Source organism: Agrobacterium sp. 22-210-1 (assembly GCF_053522525.1).
Window position 1 is genome coordinate 115,633 of record NZ_JBNWCI010000003.1, and the last position, 16,456, is coordinate 132,088.

13 protein-coding genes and 1 pseudogene are annotated in these 16,456 nt (G+C 58.0%); 4 read left to right on the top strand and 10 right to left on the bottom strand.

Annotated features, from left to right (window positions below):
* Positions 1 to 53: 53 nt before the first annotated feature.
* The 3 genes from ACQZ5F_RS18840 to ACQZ5F_RS18850 form a co-directional block, all read right to left on the bottom strand.
* On the bottom strand, positions 54 to 2,063 hold the full coding sequence (locus ACQZ5F_RS18840) for an ATP-dependent nuclease (RefSeq protein ID WP_448730709.1): 2,010 nt from the start codon (positions 2,061 to 2,063) through the stop codon (positions 54 to 56).
* Positions 2,064 to 2,354: 291 nt separating this feature from the next.
* Positions 2,355 to 3,065 carry a hypothetical protein gene (locus tag ACQZ5F_RS18845; RefSeq protein ID WP_448730710.1) on the bottom strand — a complete coding sequence of 237 codons (711 nt, stop codon included), beginning with the start codon at positions 3,063 to 3,065 and terminating at the stop codon, positions 2,355 to 2,357.
* Positions 3,066 to 4,820, bottom strand: a complete 1,755-nt coding sequence (locus ACQZ5F_RS18850) for a hypothetical protein (protein WP_448730711.1) — start codon at positions 4,818 to 4,820, stop codon at positions 3,066 to 3,068.
* A 958-nt stretch (positions 4,821 to 5,778) separates the two neighbouring features.
* Here ACQZ5F_RS18850 and ACQZ5F_RS18855 point away from each other — a divergent pair.
* Positions 5,779 to 5,946: pseudogene (locus ACQZ5F_RS18855) on the top strand (DEAD/DEAH box helicase); the annotation flags it as partial.
* Positions 5,947 to 6,185: 239 nt separating this feature from the next.
* On the opposite strand, the gene ACQZ5F_RS18860 reads toward ACQZ5F_RS18855, so the two are convergent.
* Together ACQZ5F_RS18860 and ACQZ5F_RS18865 are read right to left on the bottom strand one after the other, a co-directional pair.
* Positions 6,186 to 6,935 carry an SDR family oxidoreductase gene (locus ACQZ5F_RS18860; RefSeq protein WP_225337947.1) on the bottom strand — a complete coding sequence of 250 codons (750 nt, stop codon included), beginning with the start codon at positions 6,933 to 6,935 and terminating at the stop codon, positions 6,186 to 6,188.
* Positions 6,936 to 7,026: 91 nt separating this feature from the next.
* Positions 7,027 to 7,965, bottom strand: a complete 939-nt coding sequence (locus ACQZ5F_RS18865) for an alpha/beta hydrolase family protein (RefSeq protein ID WP_225337946.1) — start codon at positions 7,963 to 7,965, stop codon at positions 7,027 to 7,029.
* Positions 7,966 to 8,137: 172 nt separating this feature from the next.
* Between ACQZ5F_RS18865 and ACQZ5F_RS18870 the strand changes: the two genes are divergently transcribed.
* The 3 genes from ACQZ5F_RS18870 (at position 8,138) to ACQZ5F_RS18880 (ending at position 10,749) form a co-directional block, all read left to right on the top strand.
* Positions 8,138 to 8,695 (top strand): TetR/AcrR family transcriptional regulator, encoded by a 558-nt coding sequence (locus tag ACQZ5F_RS18870; RefSeq protein ID WP_046802178.1) that lies wholly within the window; start codon positions 8,138 to 8,140, stop codon positions 8,693 to 8,695.
* A 649-nt stretch (positions 8,696 to 9,344) separates the two neighbouring features.
* Positions 9,345 to 10,289 carry a pirin family protein gene (locus ACQZ5F_RS18875; RefSeq protein WP_046802177.1) on the top strand — a complete coding sequence of 315 codons (945 nt, stop codon included), beginning with the start codon at positions 9,345 to 9,347 and terminating at the stop codon, positions 10,287 to 10,289.
* Positions 10,290 to 10,368: 79 nt separating this feature from the next.
* Positions 10,369 to 10,749, top strand: a complete 381-nt coding sequence (locus tag ACQZ5F_RS18880) for a RidA family protein (RefSeq protein ID WP_225337949.1) — start codon at positions 10,369 to 10,371, stop codon at positions 10,747 to 10,749.
* Between the two features lie 16 nt (positions 10,750 to 10,765).
* Here the strand turns inward: ACQZ5F_RS18880 and ACQZ5F_RS18885 are convergent, their stop codons facing one another.
* The 5 genes from ACQZ5F_RS18885 to ACQZ5F_RS18905 all read right to left on the bottom strand — a co-directional run bounded on the left by ACQZ5F_RS18885 (position 10,766) and on the right by ACQZ5F_RS18905 (position 16,339).
* Positions 10,766 to 11,731 carry a zinc-binding dehydrogenase gene (locus ACQZ5F_RS18885; protein ID WP_175414516.1) on the bottom strand — a complete coding sequence of 322 codons (966 nt, stop codon included), beginning with the start codon at positions 11,729 to 11,731 and terminating at the stop codon, positions 10,766 to 10,768.
* Between the two features lie 107 nt (positions 11,732 to 11,838).
* Positions 11,839 to 12,606, bottom strand: coding sequence for an alpha/beta fold hydrolase (locus ACQZ5F_RS18890; protein ID WP_225337945.1), 768 nt, complete (start codon positions 12,604 to 12,606; stop codon positions 11,839 to 11,841).
* Positions 12,607 to 13,502: 896 nt separating this feature from the next.
* On the bottom strand, positions 13,503 to 14,192 hold the full coding sequence (locus tag ACQZ5F_RS18895; protein WP_225337944.1) for a CPBP family intramembrane glutamic endopeptidase: 690 nt from the start codon (positions 14,190 to 14,192) through the stop codon (positions 13,503 to 13,505).
* Positions 14,193 to 14,342: 150 nt separating this feature from the next.
* Positions 14,343 to 15,668, bottom strand: coding sequence for a sensor histidine kinase (locus ACQZ5F_RS18900; RefSeq protein ID WP_225337943.1), 1,326 nt, complete (start codon positions 15,666 to 15,668; stop codon positions 14,343 to 14,345).
* Positions 15,665 to 16,339: a response regulator transcription factor gene (locus ACQZ5F_RS18905; protein ID WP_225337942.1), complete on the bottom strand. Its 675-nt coding sequence runs from the start codon at positions 16,337 to 16,339 to the stop codon at positions 15,665 to 15,667. The genes ACQZ5F_RS18900 and ACQZ5F_RS18905 overlap by 4 nt, the downstream gene beginning before the upstream one ends.
* Positions 16,340 to 16,456 lie beyond the last annotated feature (117 nt).

Sequence of the window (16,456 nt, forward strand, 5' to 3'; positions counted from 1 at the left end):
ACACCCATGCTATGTCGCTATCGTCAATGGTGGGAAGCACGAAGGCAGGACCACTAAGCACCGGCGCCTGCCCCGGCCGGAGGGGCCGCGCCGGGGATAGTTGTTACGTGCGTAATGGCACTGACTATGTACGGGGGTAAAACCGATACCAGGCCGCCCGGGGTTCGGCTCGATCGACGCTTCTCCAGCAGAGCCGCAAGATACTGGGCAACCGTTGGCTTTGAAACATCGAGAACCAAGCCATATACGCGTGTGGCAAGTTCTTCGGGCGTCGCTGCGGAAGCCTTAAGCGCCACAAACGATTTCAATGCCTCGCGGATCACATCGCGAGATTTGATCTTCCCGGCGTTGATTTTATCATCATTTTCGGCAAGCGATGACGCAACCCAAACCTCTTTTGCCAGGCCGCAAAAAGCCAGGTCGTACTCCAACGTCCAGTGATCGGCCACAAACGTCTCAACCTTTTGCTCAGACGCTTTCCCCTTGATCCCTGCCTTCTTCTCTGCGAGCTGAGGAGTCGTGAAATCTTTCAGCGCGCGCCATTTTCGATCTTTGGTCAGCGGCCATGCGGCCCCCGGCTTCACCTTTCCGATGATTTCAGGAGCGCAATCTGGCATGACATCGAGATCGGTCACACAGGCAACAGGAATGCCGATGACACCGTCCGACAGCGGCTCCTTGCGGAGATAAATGCGTGCAAACCTTCGCAAACCCACACCGCCGACATTGACCAGCGATACACCGTTTTCGGTTAGATCGCGACCGATCAGCTTGGCTATAGTCGGAAGCAAGATGTTTTCTGCATCGCCCTCTACAATGAATAGACCGCGTGCAAAAAACAAATTGGCTTTCGTGACATCAAGAAACCTAGAGAGAAACGCATAATCCATTTTCTCCAGTTTTGTCCGTGCCGACGAGAGAGGAAACGCCTTGCGGCCATGCAACAGAACCAGATTCTCCAGTGCGATGGCTGAAGCTAGATGGGCGCTATGGGTTGTAATGATGATCTGTATTTTTTGTGCATCGTCGCGTAGCTCGTTCGCTTTTTGTTGCAAGAACTGCACCAGACGAAGTTGACGCTGCGGGTGAAGATGCGCTTCCGGTTCTTCGATCAATAGAACGGGGAAACCGTCGGCCTCTGCGCCCAATAAAAGAAGCTCGCATGCCATGAACAGCAGGTTGTTCGATCCGAGCCCCCTATTGGCGGGCGTATCGGGCAAAGATTCATCCCGTAGTTCGAGGTCTAGCTTCTCCAAAAGTAGTCGAAGCCGCGCCGCTTCCTCGCCTCTGGCCCCGCTTACCGAAATACGCCCTTGCAATTTGCTTCCGGCAAAGGACAGAGGCGCGAGATACCTATCGTTGAGATTCTCCCGCGCGCTGTTCACCCCGACATGTGTTTTGAGAAGCTCGTTCGCAAAATCCCCGATGCCTAGAACCGTCAGTGCCCGTGGGTCGACGGGCGGATTCTGCACGGGATCATAAGACGTGCCGTTGTCTTTAATTTCACGGGTGTGCTGAAGAATCTGCGACAGCCGGGATCCTCGCCCAGCTGACATCGCGCGTTCGGCATCGCGCAGCGGCCGCAGATAAGTCGAGCATAAGAGGGTTCGGGCGCCCTGATCGAACGGCGGACCATCTCCTACCGCTCCAGATCTGGTTTCAATGGTTGTGAATCGGCGGTTACGGCTGCCGGCGACGGACGCTATCGCTTTCCAATTAAGATAAAGGACGACCGATTTTGCCGTGCCTTTATCCTCATAACTGAGGTGCTCGGCAAAGGCTGCTTTATCGTCGGCCGTGAGCCCTTCAAATTTGCAACGAATGCGGATCTCGGTCCGGCGCTCCCCGCCACCTGCGGGGTGGTGGAAATCGCCGTCATCCACCCGAAAACTCTCTTGGTCACGAGTTCCCAATGCAAGGCGCAATGCATCGATGATTGTCGTTTTGCCGCTATCATTCTCGCCAACAAGCGCTGTAAGGCCGGCACTTAGTGGCAGGGTGAGGGCATCGCTTCCCTCACCGTACCCTCTAAAATTCTCGATGCGCAGGTCTGAGATGAACATCGATAATCCTTGCTATGCACGTGCGGCTTCTGCCGCGCTGTTGGCAGCAAATGAAGACCTCAAATTCTTGCTCGGCTGCTGCGTCATCTTATGGCGCGCAAGACGGCAACTTTGGACGAGAAAGCCTGGATATGATGCACCATTTAGAATCATGCGAACAAAACTAGAACGTGTTGTTGGAGCGGGTCAAGCTACAAGCAGCGCTTGTCCCCAATCGATATTTCTTCTTCATGCTGAACGCGGACTTGCGTTGGTGGCGAGCTTCCGAGCCCCTTAAATCTGGCGCTAAGGCTACTTAGTTTCCGAGCTAATCAAGTTTCGGCACTCATCTACAATCAGGCCTGTCCCGTCGATTGCCTCCCGAAGAAAGGCGGAGAGTTCCACACCGATGTCCTTGAGTTGCAAAAACACGACCTGACACGCGCCGCCTGCCTCCAAAATCGAACTATCCGCCTTGAGCATCATCCACGGTGATTTTCCCCGCTTAGGGCCATGACCGGGCGCGAATGACATCACAAGTGTGCCGTCGTCGTGACGTACAATATTCATGATCGTTTCCGGCATCGAAGCGACTTCCAGATGATCATGCTTTGTTTGGTTCACGAGGGTGGCGAGTTCCGGCAGCCACGCATTCTTGTCGTCAGCAAACGACTGAAATCCACGAAAAACCTGGTATGCCTTGGACGATGCGGCGGCAACGCCCGGCATCTGCCGGTTGATAAGGGAAGGAAAATCGCTTTCTTTGAAGCCTTCCTTGGCGATGGGGAAATAGATCTTCGCACCGGAAGGCTGTCCGCTGAAATGCCGCCATGCTTGTTGCGCGCAATAGTCGAGGGCGGCCCGGAGGTGATCAAGAAGTTCCTTGACCACGATTTGCATCTCATCCGAGACGACGCCGGTCTGCATCGCCGTCTCGTAACGATCCCCATGATCGTCACCGATCCAATCTTTGTGAACCCTGGCCCTCGCCACCAGCGCGGATGCCATCAAAAGTCGATCCATCTAAACCTCGGTCGTCGGCGTTGGGGTTGGCGGCGGGTCATCCTTCCGCGGTAGCAGAATGATGGCCCAGTCGATCTCCGACAAAGCAGCATTGATCGTAGTGCGCTCGAACTCTTTTAGCGCTGCGTGACTGGGATAGTTCTCGACAGCAAGCGCTATTAGCCCCCTTGCCTTGCGCTCGTCACCGGCAAGGCGAAACTGCTCGGCACACCAGAGATTTACTGCGGCTTCGTAGAAGGAACCTGCTTGGAGGCCGCCTTTCCTGTGCTTCTTTTGATAATAAACATCGAGGAGCGATTCTGATTGTTCCAAACTCCAAGGTGGCTCGTTGTTGGTCATCACATGGAGGAAAAGACTATCGACCGTAGGCTGCTCGAGATCCGGTTCATACTTTGAAATGAGCGCCTCGGCTCCCGGCATCTGGTTAGCGGCGCCCATATGCAGAAACCAAACGGCGTAGATCGCCAGCATGGGAACACGGTTCTCAACGGTCGCCAGTGTCGGCAGCTCTTGCTCTATCTTCTCAAGGAGGGGGCGAAGATCCGTGATCTGTGCCCCCGATTCTCTCATGTTGGCCGCAGCAAGCTGCTGAAGGAGCGCTCCCAGATGTTTTCGGGCCGTCCTATGGGTAAAGCCCGCGACATTCCCTATCCAGTAATGCGATGCCAACGGCATCGTAACGATGTTGGGCAGCGCCTCGCGGTAATTGAAGTCAGATGCAGGAGCGGACTGTTGACGCTCGATAAAACTGAGAATGATATGCCGCGACAATCGGGCGAGGCCGTTGAACGTCAGTACCGGTTCGCCATGCTCGGTCTCGCAGCTTTCGAACCGCTCATCCATGCTATCGAGAATGCGAGGTATCGGTTTGATCGCATGAATATACCCTGACCGTATGTCGTACGCTCGATCAATCGCATGAACGAGATCGCTCCGCACGACCGAAGATGCAATGCCCTCTGCTTCCTGACGGAAGAACTCCGGCTTCAAATGTTCAAGCACGAAAGCCCGAAAACGGCGGCGCAGCGCGGTATGCTCGTTTTCGAGAATTGCCTTCCGGACGGCGTCCGCGACAGGGTCGGGAGCACCGTCTAGCGCGTTTTCGATACGTTTGCGTTTGGTCGCGTCGTAATCATCCCATTTCGCGGAGCCGGGTTCCTGCTTTTGGGCGAGTGATTCAAGGGCCGCTACGAACAACGTGTATGAGAGGTCAGGATTGTCCGATAGGCGATGGGCGGCAATGACATACTGGCGGATCGACCTCATTGCAGCCTCGAACGCGGGCCGATCGAGCCCTACCAGTCGATCAACAAATCGTTGAAGCGTCTCGATGTCACCTGGCACCGACTGAATCCGGCCATCGAACATACGTCGTAGATAGCGGCTAGGAACACGGGCCGTTCCAAGGCTTGGATGTTTGTCAGCGATGAGACGCCGCGTCAGATCTGGGTCTGTCGTGCAGGTGATGTTGAGAGCAAACGAAATCACGGCAGCAAAATCATTGGCTAGCGTGTCGCCGCCGGTGGCAATCATGATGGAAGGCGAACCGTCCATATTCACCGCTTCGAGCTTTTCCGTGATCTCGTAGGTAAACGTCGCCAATCCACCCATAGCCGACGATGGAAGAAGCCTGCCTACGACAGTGGACACCTCGTCATCGCGGAACATACTATAATTGCTGTAGAATATCCCGCGATGTAGCGTTTCATACAGCGCCACATCCCTAAAGAATTTTCCCGTAATAACTTGCAGCATAAGACGGCTTACCTATTCTCAATTTCCAAGCTCCAGCCAACACGGCGCACATCGCCTCGTGGAGCTTCACGAGATTCATCTGCTTGAAATTCAGACTATTTCTAAACCGGGGGCAAGTTTATATTTTTCTGCATTCATGAGCTGCAAAGCGACAAGTCTCGCCTTGTTCAAACCGGAAGTTACGGCAATTCCTGCTTAGTCTGGAGCCGTCCGTCACCCTCACCAACGCAAGGGTGACGGCGGAAACTGCTAAGCACGAACCGGCCTGCTTCGGTAGTGGGTGCCCGAACCCTCTTTCTCTTGCGCGAAGGATCGTCACCCGCAGGGCGGAAAGGAGCTGATCACGACGGCCTTCTCTCTCGATATCGCATTTATTTGCGGGATCATAGCGCGCGGGCAGTTGCTTTCAGGGCGCAAATGGCTGTTTGAACTGGAATCGTATCGAACGCTTGCGCATCGGTAGACGGTATAGCAACACGATGAGGCCGGGAGCCGTCATTCAGATCAATCCCTCTTCAACGTCCGTTACTCAAATCTTGGTGGCCAATAGCAGACTGTCCAAAGACGGCCCCAAACCAGACGTTTGCAAAGTGACTATTGAACGTCTGGCTTACGACCTTAGTGCTCTGCCGTTTTAATGACGGGTATCGTGTGCAGCGATCCGCAAGAGATTGTTGCGAGGCATGGTGAGATCTCTCCCTGAAACGCTGCTAGACGGGTACCTTTAATGAATGTCGGGATCGGTAGGTGCGAGCCCCCGCAACCAAAATCTTCAAGACTTATCAAACGAATAAGCCCTCCTCATCGGAGGGCTTTTGCGTTCCAAGCCCTCAAATGCCTATGCATCATCTGAGTCGTAATCTGTCTCTCTTTCTGTGGCCGATTCAGCCTTTCGAGATTGCGATAAATCCGGATTTGGCCATGATGCGCAAATCATCCAACGCAGAAGAAAGCCGCCGTGACCGCCGACCCGTTGCAGATACTCAAGACCGTTTACGGCTATGACACGTTCCGCGGACGCCAGGGCGATATCATCCAGCATGTCATGGCGGGAAACAATGCCTTCGTCCTCATGCCGACGGGCGGAGGAAAGTCGCTTTGTTACCAGATCCCGGCGCTTGCCCGCACAGCTACGATCGTCGGTGCTAAATCCCCGCCGCAAAACACAAACTCCTAAACCAACAGGCGCAAAACGGGAGTTGATCGGCGCTCGCGTCATGGAACCAAGTTGCTCGTCATCGCTCAGTGTCTCTTAGGCGCGAATGAAGTTGGGATGACGGAGCGCATTGGTCCATTGGATTCTTCCGAGCGGGACGGCCGGATATCATCGAAGGGCCCGGCCGGTGAAAGGGCAGAAGTACGCCGTCATACGACCTGTGCGGCAAGCTTTACGGCATCTGCGCCGGCCGGCATGCGAAACGGTGAAGAGGCATCGATCACGGCCTGCCAGACCGCTTTTGCCACGTCACTCGCAGTGGTGATTTCGGCCGGCTGCGGTGGCGTTGCCGAGAACACCTGTTTCGCCCAGCCGGCATAGGCTTCCGGTATGCCGTTCTGCGAGCGATCGCGGGCGGTTGCGCTAAACGAAGTTTCTGGCGCCCGACCGGGAATGACGAGCCGCACGCGTACCCCGAACGGCTCAACCTCCAAGGCAAGGTTTTCGCTGAATGCCTCCACGGCCGCCTTGCTTGCCGTATAGGCGGACAACATTGGCAACGGCTTGAGCGTCACGGCGGACGATACATTGACGATCACGCCCGCTCCTTGCGCCCGGAAGCCGGGCATTACTGCCTGCGACATCGCCATGGTGCCGAACGTGTTCTGCTCGAAAAGCTGGCGTGTTGCGTCTATCGACACGCCTTCCAGCGCACCCATCAGGCCGGCGCCGGCATTGTTGACGAGGGCGTCGATCGGCCCTGCTTCATCCAGAGCACGAGCGATGTTGGCAGCGTCGGTCACATCGAGTGCAACGACACGCAGCCGTTCGGATGCGGGCAATAGATCCCCACGAGGCGTGCGCATCGTGGCAATGACAGTCCAGTCGCGATCAAGGAAATAGCGGGCAGTCTCAAGCCCGAAGCCGCACGAGCTGCCGGTGATGAGGATGGTGTTCATCTGAAACTCCTGTTTGTGGCGATGCTATAGGGCGACCGTGTAAGGGGTGGATGCGCGTTATGAGGGGGCCGGAGAAGGCGTGTCCGGCGTCTTACTTCGTCTCGACGCTGCCTTCCGGCGCAGAATCCGCTGCCAACGCCGCTACCGTCTCCGAAAATGCGGGGTCGCCAGGATAGAGCGTGCTGCGGAGGAAGGAGGTTGAAAGGCGCTGGATCGCGGCGATCCGCTGGGGCCGTTCGTCTGTTGTCTCGCGCGCCTCGTAACCGGGGATGCCGCCAAGAGCATGCTCGCCGCCAAAGGCCGTAAATAATACCTTGGGTGAGGGGCTCAAATCGTAGGCATCACGCCACCACTCGGCGCCACGTGTCGAAAGCCCGCCGACATCACGGTCGCCGATGATGACCAGGGTCGGCGCCGTCATGGTTGAGAAATCTGGATACATGAATGGGTAGGTACGGGCTGCATATTCGGTCAGGCCATCGCCTCTGCCTGGCGGCGCCAGCAGCACGCCCGCTTTCACGCGGTGGTCCTTCCTGTCGACTACCGATCCGTCGTCGGGATCGGGATGGGTGGTGCCAAGCAAGGTACTGGTGGTCTGGGCGCCCCATGAATGGCCGGCAACCGCGATACGCGAGTGGTCGAGCCGCCCCCGGATCAGCGATGCTTCGTTCTCTATGCGATCAAGCCCGCCGAGAACGGTGGCTAGGTCTTGCTCACGGAAGCGCCAGAGTTGGGGGCGGCGAGGATCGTTCGCGGCAAGGCCGAGCATCCGCGAATCCAGATGTGTCGGCTGGATTACGGCGAAGCCATGTGCTGCCCAATAATCAGCAAGGGGGCCATAGGCGTGAAACGACTGGCCGTTGCCGTGCGAGAAGATGATGACGGGCAGCGTGTGGCCTGAGATCGGTAAGGAAACCCGAAGGTGCAGGTCAACGCCTCGTCCCGGCGACGGTAAGGTAATGGGAGAGATGGAAACAATGGCGGGTAATCCGGCAGTGGGCGCGCGGGTTTCTGCGAGCGGGCTGGACATTAGACTGCGAACCTCCGAACTGGAAACCGGATCAATGATCCGCTATAGTATAAATACGGATCATTGATCCGTTTATCAAGAGGGGATCGCAAAAATGTTGTCGACCAAACTCCGCAATGCAGGCGAGGCCGCATCATCGGCTCCTGGCGATGCCGAAGTACCCGCACCGCGAATGCGTGCTGATGCTCGCAGAAACGAGGAAGCAGTTCTGGAAGCCGCCAAGATCGTGTTCGCCCGTTCGGGAGTGGATGCACCCATCCGGGAGATTGCGACGCAGGCGGGCGTTGGGCTGGGTACGCTCTACCGCCGTTTCCCGACGCGTGCCGACCTGGTGGCCGCGGTGTTTCGCCGGGAGGTTGATGCCTGCGCCGATGCGGCAGCGCTGCTTGCCGCTGAGCAGGGGCCAGCCGATGCGCTGGCAGCCTGGCTGAAGCGTTATACGCACTTCCTCGCCACCAAACAGGGATTGGCCGCGGCGCTTCATTCCGGCGATCCGGCATTCGCCACCTTGCCGGACTATTTCCGGAGCCGATTTGAACCGGCTCTGTCAATGCTGCTGAATGCTGCTGCCGCTGCGGGAGAAGTCCGAGCTGACATTGCGCCCTACGATCTGCTGCGCGCGATCGGAAACCTTGCCGTGGCCTCGGGGGAGGATGGGCCGGCGCACACCGAACGAATGCTCATGCTGCTGCTGGATGGCCTGCGTTATGGCGCGGCGAAGGCGAAATAGCCGCGACTGCCAAGAAGACGCTCGATAGGGCCGATACCGGTACTCCATCGCCTCTCGGGGGAAACGACTCTCGCCGATGGATGCTTTCGGTGCTCACCTTCCAAGAGAAGCCTTGCTGGTTTCCACCCCATTGCTGTCTTTTTAAGGATCGCCGAACCGCCCAAGCATTTCACACGTAATCGACGAACAAACGCGGCGAGAAAGTAACTCCGCCAATCGAGGTGTACCTCGAACGCTCCCAAGGTCGACTTGCGGAACTTGCCGTTCCCCTTAGCGCGACACAGCTTCGCGTGAACGGGCGCTACCGCAACATAAATATAAATGGCACTGTCCTTTGAAGCACTGTCGTAAGCGGTTTGTGCCTGCCAAAAGATGTGGTCACCGAGTTCGCCGCCGGGATCTGGCGCTTCCAATCGGCGTGGCGCGGCAATCCGTTGGGGCGTCTGGAAAAACGTGGCCGATCCTGGCCGGGTCGTGGGAGGCTTTGTCATCGATAGCTGGATCGAGCGCCAGTGCGGGCACGTACCTGTCACAAACGCAGGCGCGCTGGATCGGGGACTGCTGAATGACTTCAATATCGGTGAGCAACCCCCAAATCGTCCGCCACCTGTGGCGGCCTCTATTGCCAGTTTGAGCGAAGGAACATGACATGAGCTGGAATCCCACACAGAACCCCGAATGCCCTGAGACTGGCAGTCTCGATGCAATCGAGACCCTCATCATCCCGCGCACCCGCGATCTGGGTGGGTTCGAAGTGCGCCGTGCATTGCCCGCTCCGAAACGGCAGATGGTTGGTCCCTTCATCTTTTTCGATCAGGTGGGACCGGCGGAGTTCCTCACTGGCGGTGGCATCGACGTACGCCCGCATCCGCATATCGGGCTGGCGACCGTGACCTATCTTTATGAGGGCGCATTTCACCATCGCGACAGCACCGGGGCCGACCAGATGGTCTACCCCGGGGAGGTGAACTGGATGATCGCCGGTAATGGCGTCACCCATTCCGAACGCACCACCGAAGAGATGCGCAGCCGTCCTGGCACCGCCTTCGGAATCCAGACCTGGGTTGCGCTGCCGGATCACGCGGAAGACACTGCGGCCAGTTTCGAGCATCACGGCCGCGAGGCGCTGCCGTTCATCGAGGATGAAGGCAAGCAGGTCCGGCTGATCCTCGGCTCGGCTTGGGGCGCGCAGGCCCCGGTCAAAACCTTCACTGAGACCTTCTATGCCGATGTCATTCTATCCGCCGGCGCAAAGCTGCCGCTGCCCGACGATCACGAAGATCGCGGTGTTTATGTCGTCGAGGGCAGCATCCTGATTGCCGGAACTCCGTTTGCTGCTGGCCAGATGATGGTGTTCCGTCCGGGTGATCGGATCAGCCTGACCGCGGGCGAGGCAGGCGCACGCCTTATGGTGCTCGGCGGCGAGACGATGAATGGACCGCGCTATATTTCGTGGAACTTCGTCGCCTCGTCGCAGGAAAAAATCGACGCCGCGAAAGAGGCCTGGCGCAAGGGCGACTGGGAGCATGGTCGCTTCCGTCTACCACCCGGCGATGAGGCCGAGTTCATCCCACTGCCCGAACAGCTGAAGTGATCGAATGTGATATCAGATTGACTAACATACCCATCGACAAGAATTAAGAGAGAACGAGAAATGGACAAAACCCCAGGCCATCTTTCCCGTCAATAGACATGCTCTTTACGAAGAACATCGCTACTCGGCAGCGATCCGATCAGGCGATCTTCTTTTCGTTTCGGGGCAAGTCGGCAGCCGCGGCGATGGAACATCCGAACCTGATTTCGAACGCCAGGTTCAACTGGCCTTCGACAACCTGAAGGCTGCACTCGATGCTGCAGGCTGCACGTTCGACGATCTCGTGGACGTCACAACGTTCTACACGGACCCGGACAGCCAGTTCGCAACGGTCGTGGACGTCAGGCAGAGGAATTTCACCAAGCCGCTTTATCCCAACTGGACTGCCGTCGGAGTAAACTGGCTGGCCGGGTTCGATTTCGAGATCAAGGTGATCGCACGCATACCGGAGAGCAATTAAGTCCCGAGGCTTTTCCTCATCCGCCCACTGTAAGGACGGCCTTTCCCGCGAACTTTCTTTTCAGAAGTTCGCGGGCCGTCGCGTCGATGTCGGCCCAAGGTGCAGTCTTTCCGATGACCGGACGGAGACTTCCATCGGACAGCTGCCGCGCAAGATCGGCAAGAATGGCCGACGCATCGGCGGCGTGCTCCGGCCGGGTCAGCTCCTCGAGGAGGAAGAAGCCGTAGAGAACCGTTCCGCCATATGCTCCACCGGATTGAAGGCGGAAGCGACGGGCGTCAAAGGTCGTGAGTGTTTCCTCCGAAGCATCGCCGAAAAGAACGCAGACACCGCGCGATGCCAGCCACATCAGCGCCTCGCCCAGAAGCGAGCCTCCGACACCCTCCAGAATGAGGTCGTATGGCCCACCCTTCTCGCCGGCCTCGACGCCGATCGCGATATCGTTCGCGCCAAGGCTGCGCAGGAATTCCGCTGTCGAGCCATCCCGCGTAAAGGCCGTCACGTGGGCGCCTGCAGCCGCTGCGAGCTGGATCGCATAAATTCCGACACCACCCGTCGCCGCCGTGACGAGAACACGGCTTCCCGGACCAATCGCCTTCTTCTGCAGCGCTACGGCTGCGGTCAGACCTGCGACAGGGAGGGTCGAGGCCGCTTCAAAGCTGACGTCGTCGGGAATTCTGGCAAGCCGGCTTGTCGGCACGGTGACACGTTCTGCCCAGCCACCGCTCCATACCAAGCCCACCACGCGATCACCCGGTTGGAAACCCGATCCTTCCGGGGCCGTCTGGACCACGCCGGATAAATCCCATCCGGGTCGATCGCCATCGTTACCGTCATAGAGTGCACCGCGAACCTCGCCGTTGTTCAGCGAGAACGCTCGTACCGCGACGATTGCCTCGTCCGGCGTGGCCCCAGGTTCTGTGTGTTCGGCAAGAACGAGGTGAGTTTCTGCACCTGTCTTCGAAACTGTAACAGCTTTCAATGTGATACTCCCCAATTCAGCATTCGATCAGATTTTGAAGCTGGTTGCGTATCGTGCCACGGGTGGAAATACGCGCAACGGTGGTCGGATATCGACCGAAAGCAGGCTTATTTCGTAGCCTCTTCGATCAGATCTGTCACAACCTTCGAATGCGAGACCATCACGACATGCGATGCCCCCTCGACTACGACCGTCCGCCTGGAGCCTGCACGCTCTGCCATAAAGGCAAGCGCCTTGGCCGGAATGTTCTTGTCGCTGTCGCCATAGACGAAGTAGGACGGCAGCGTTTTCCAGGCCGGTTCGCCGGACTTGTCCGTCAGGGCGGCTTCAGTGATTGGCCGCTGGCCAACGGCCATTAGTGCCGAGGCCTCTGGCGCAACGTCGTGTGCGAACTGGTTGCGGAACTTGGTCTGGTCGATGTAGAGATCGACGCCGCCGTCAGCGAGCTTGACGGGGGCCGCGAGCGCCTCCCCAAGCGTGCCGCCGGGGAACTTGCCCGCGAGATCGGATGCAGATTCGCCAGAATCCGGTGCGAAGGCAGCCACATAGACGAGTGATCTGACGTTGTTGTGCCCATTCGCAGCGTTGGAGATAATCTGGCCTCCGTAAGAATGACCAACGAGCACCACCGGGCCCTCGATGCTTCCGACAACGTCGGAGACGAGGCGTGCATCATTCGAGACACTCCGCAACGGATTGGCGACAGCGACCGTCTTATAGCCGTCCTTTTGGAGGTTGATGATGACGCCATTCCAGCTTGACGAGTCAGCAAACGCGCCATGAACAAGGACGATAGTGGGCTTGACCGGTTGGGCGATAGCCGTATCGGACAGAAGGGCGGTCGCAATAACAACCGTTGCAGCAAGCTTGAGCATAATCACTTCCTACTCATATCTGGTTTTATGAATTCTCGGACGGAGAATCCGAGGTGCGGACGAAGCTGGGCGTCGGAGGCAGTCCGGCTCTCGTTTAGTGGACATCTGCGGACAGATAAGACTGACCGATGTCGACGAGCGCGGCAGACCAGAGCTGGTACAAGCAGTCATCGTCAGATCCTTTGCTGCCGTGGTGGCATGATTTTTATTGTTTCCGCGCGAGTTTCTGTAGTCCTTTTTTATGAGGAGCTGTGTCGCTGAAACCGGAACGCTGCACTATGCATTCGTCAGCACGTATTGGCAGCGAGCACAGTTATTGAGCCTCGGTATGCGACGCTGGCGCATCACTGCAACTGCTGAGGTTTGGTCCTAGCGACGGCACTCGCGCCGGTCGGAATCGCGTCTGCAGCGGTCCCAGCGGGCGCGATCGGCCATATCCTGAGCGTTTCTTGCGATTTCTTGGGTCAAGCGGGTCCGCTCGAGTGATTCCCGTTGCACGTTGTCGCGCCGCGCCTGTTGTTCCAGCATGCAGTTCGCATAAGCGCGGGACCCGTAGGGTGCCCCAAAGCTCTGGCAGGTATTCGCGTCCCTGTACTGCCGTTCTTCGGCGGAGACACACCCTGTTGCAGCGAGGCCGATCAGGGCTATGGAGAATATGATTATCGTAGACCGACGATGTTCGACGGAAGGACGTTGCAGCATTCTGTTGATCTCCTTGAAAAATGAGCGTTGGATGCGTCTTCGGCGACACGAGCAAGGCGGAGCGGTACCCCGCAAGCCCGTCATCACGGCCCCGTGGCCTCAAAAAACAGGCCAACGTTGCGGCAACATTGTCCGAGTTCGAAAAGGGTTCACTGAGCGGCCCGGCTGCGGTTCTCGGCCATAGCGGCGTGTTATTACTGCATCGGTGCGAAGCCGAATGCCGACGCGATGCTGTTCATCCCGTTATAAACGCAGTGCAGGATGACGCAGGGCCAGATCGATCCGGTTGCCCGGAAAAGGATAGCTGCCAGAAGGCCGACCATGACCGCAATGGGCATGATCACGCTGACGCCATGCGCCAGTCCGAATATGATCGCGCTTAGAACGACGCCCGCAAACGCGCCGTAGCGGTTGAGTGCATTCGCAACGACACCTCTGAACAGGATTTCCTCGCCGAAGGGTGTGAAGATGGCGCCGCCCAGCAAGGACAAGAAAAACGGAAGCGGGCCACCACGCGCGGCCGCATGCAGGATGCCCTGAGGATCGCCGGTTCCGAACTGGGCCAGATACGCGAACTGTATGATCAGGTTGAGGCCATAGCCGACGATGCCCGTTCCTGCCGCGATCATCAGCCAGCGAGGCGAGACTGATTTGAAGCCGAATGGGCGTAGATTCCGTATTCGGAGGCTATATGCTGCGGCGAAGGCGCCGAGGCCGACGACTCCCCCTGCCGTCGAGCCGATAATTCCCATGAGAACTGGGTCGTTTCCCGGGAGAAATCCCATCAGCACGCCGAAAGAAAGAAGAAGAAGCACGTATGTTACGAGTCCAATGAGTATTTCCGGCCAGCCGGGTCTTGCCCATCGATCATCTACAGTCATCATTAACCTCACCTATCGCAGAGGGCGCCTGTCGGGGTGCCGCGCACAGCAGATGCGAATCGTGGGTGTGGACCATGTAACAACCATCAGCCGGATTTATCGCTTCGTCCGGTTAGCTGTGCATGGAAACATTGCCTTAGCATTGGCTGGGGGTCAGTCCCGAACCGCGGGAAATTTCAACCGCATAATTGTTCCCCCGCTGGACGCCGTTGCTATGGTGACGCTGCCGCGGTGATGGATTACGACCTGCTTCACCAGATCGAGACCCAGGCCAGTGCCGGATGAGCGCGGTCGAAGCCGATGAAATGGCTCGAATACACGCTCATGTTCCTCCCCCGGAATGCCAGGACCGTTATCCTCGACCTCCAACACGGCTCCGCCGATCCGCACAATGACCTTGTCGCCGCCGTGCTCGACCGCGTTTTGTATGAGATTGGTGAGCACACGTTCGATCGATCCGGCGTTGCCCATGATCGAACCGGGTTGCACGACAACAACTTCGATTGTTTTCCCCGACGCGATCAGCATCGGCGCCAGGTCTCCAGCGACGCTGCGCGCGAGGACGACGAGGTCGGTCCGGTCGCTCGGCGTGCCATTGTCCAATCTATGAAGATCGAGTAGTTGCTCCGAGAGGTTCGCAAGTCGAGACACATCCGGCAAAAGCGAACGCATGCCTTTGTCTTTCGCTGCGTCGATCTTCATCCGCAATATTGCGATCGGCGTCCTCAACTCATGGGCTGCCGATGCGATGAAGCGGTGCTGACGATCATAGCCTTCATCAAGGCGACCTAGAGCTTCATTGAAGGCGCGAACCAACGGGCCGACTTCACGCGGCACCTTGTCTTCGGAAAGGCGAAGACCGCGACGTTCGGCATCGATCCCCTGCGCTTCCTCCGCGGTCTTGATGACGCCGGCCAGGGCGCACTTGACGATCATTGGCGTCGCGACGATGGAGACGAGCGCCAGGGTCAGGAAAATGGTGATGGCGACGATATTCGACGCCAACGTGATCAGCGCTGTGAAAGGTCTGACCCGACCGTGCGCGATGATCTTCATGTCACCTATGGGACCGGATGCCTGTCGCACGATGGCGGAAAGGGTGAATGGTGCGAACTGCCCGCGCATGTCCGCGGAAGCCAGTTTGTCGAGGTGGTCAACAAGGGAGGCGAACTCCGCTGGCACGCGGCCAAAGGTAACCGTATTGCCGTCGCCAAGCCGGGCCGCGAACCAGATGGCCGGCGCTTCGTTTCGAAGTTTAGCCAGCTCCGGCGTCACTTCCACAACCGCGGTTCCGGTTGCATCACGAACGATCGAATCTGCGGCCACTTTTACGATGATCTCCTCGACATACATCCCGTCGAGCGAGGAATTGATGAAAAAGACGATGAAACCGACGGCGGTGGCGGCGATCGCCAGAAATTGAAGGACGAGGTATCCGGTAACAAGGCGTGTCTTCAATGATGACGGGCGGCGCTTCAATCCTTTTCCCTGAGCAGATAGCCCACTCCTCTGACAGTATGGATTTCGACGCCTGCGCCCGCACCGCTGAGTTTCCGACGCAGCCGTGAGATATGGGAATCGAGTGTATTCGACTGGATCATGTCGTCGAAGCCGTAGACCGCTTCCTCAAGGGACTCGCGCACGACGATGCGCCCACGCCGGCGCAACAGTGTGGTGAGCACCCTCACTTCCCGTCGCTGTAAACCCAGGCGCATGCCGTGCACCCTGGCTTCGCCATAGGCCATGTCGAACGCGAGGTCGCCGATGACGATCTCGTCTGGCGCAAGGTCGTTCGGACGGCGCTGAACCGCGCGAATACGGGCAAGCATTTCCTCCAGATCGAAAGGTTTGACCAGATAGTCGTCGGCGCCGTCATCGAGGCCGGCCACCCGGTCGGTCAGTTCGCCGCGGGCGCTTAACACGATGATCGGGACGCCCGGAGTGTTGACCCGCAGTTGCGGAATGAGGCTCAGGCCGTCGCCATCGGGCAGCGTGCGATCGAGCAGAACGAGTTCGTGCACGCGCGACCGCGACGCTTCACTGGCGAGCGACAGGCTCGTTACCCAATCAACCACGAAACGGTCGCGTTCGAGCGTGCTACGTAAGGCTTTGGCGAACTCGACCTCGTCTTCAATGAGAAGTATTCTCATGATGGCGCTCCCGCAACGCGGGAAGGCGCGCCTGAATCAGTGACGTGGAACCTCTTGCCGGCGAGCTGTAATGCCCCAATACCGGAACGCCTCATTTTCCCTTGCGGGTTCATGTCT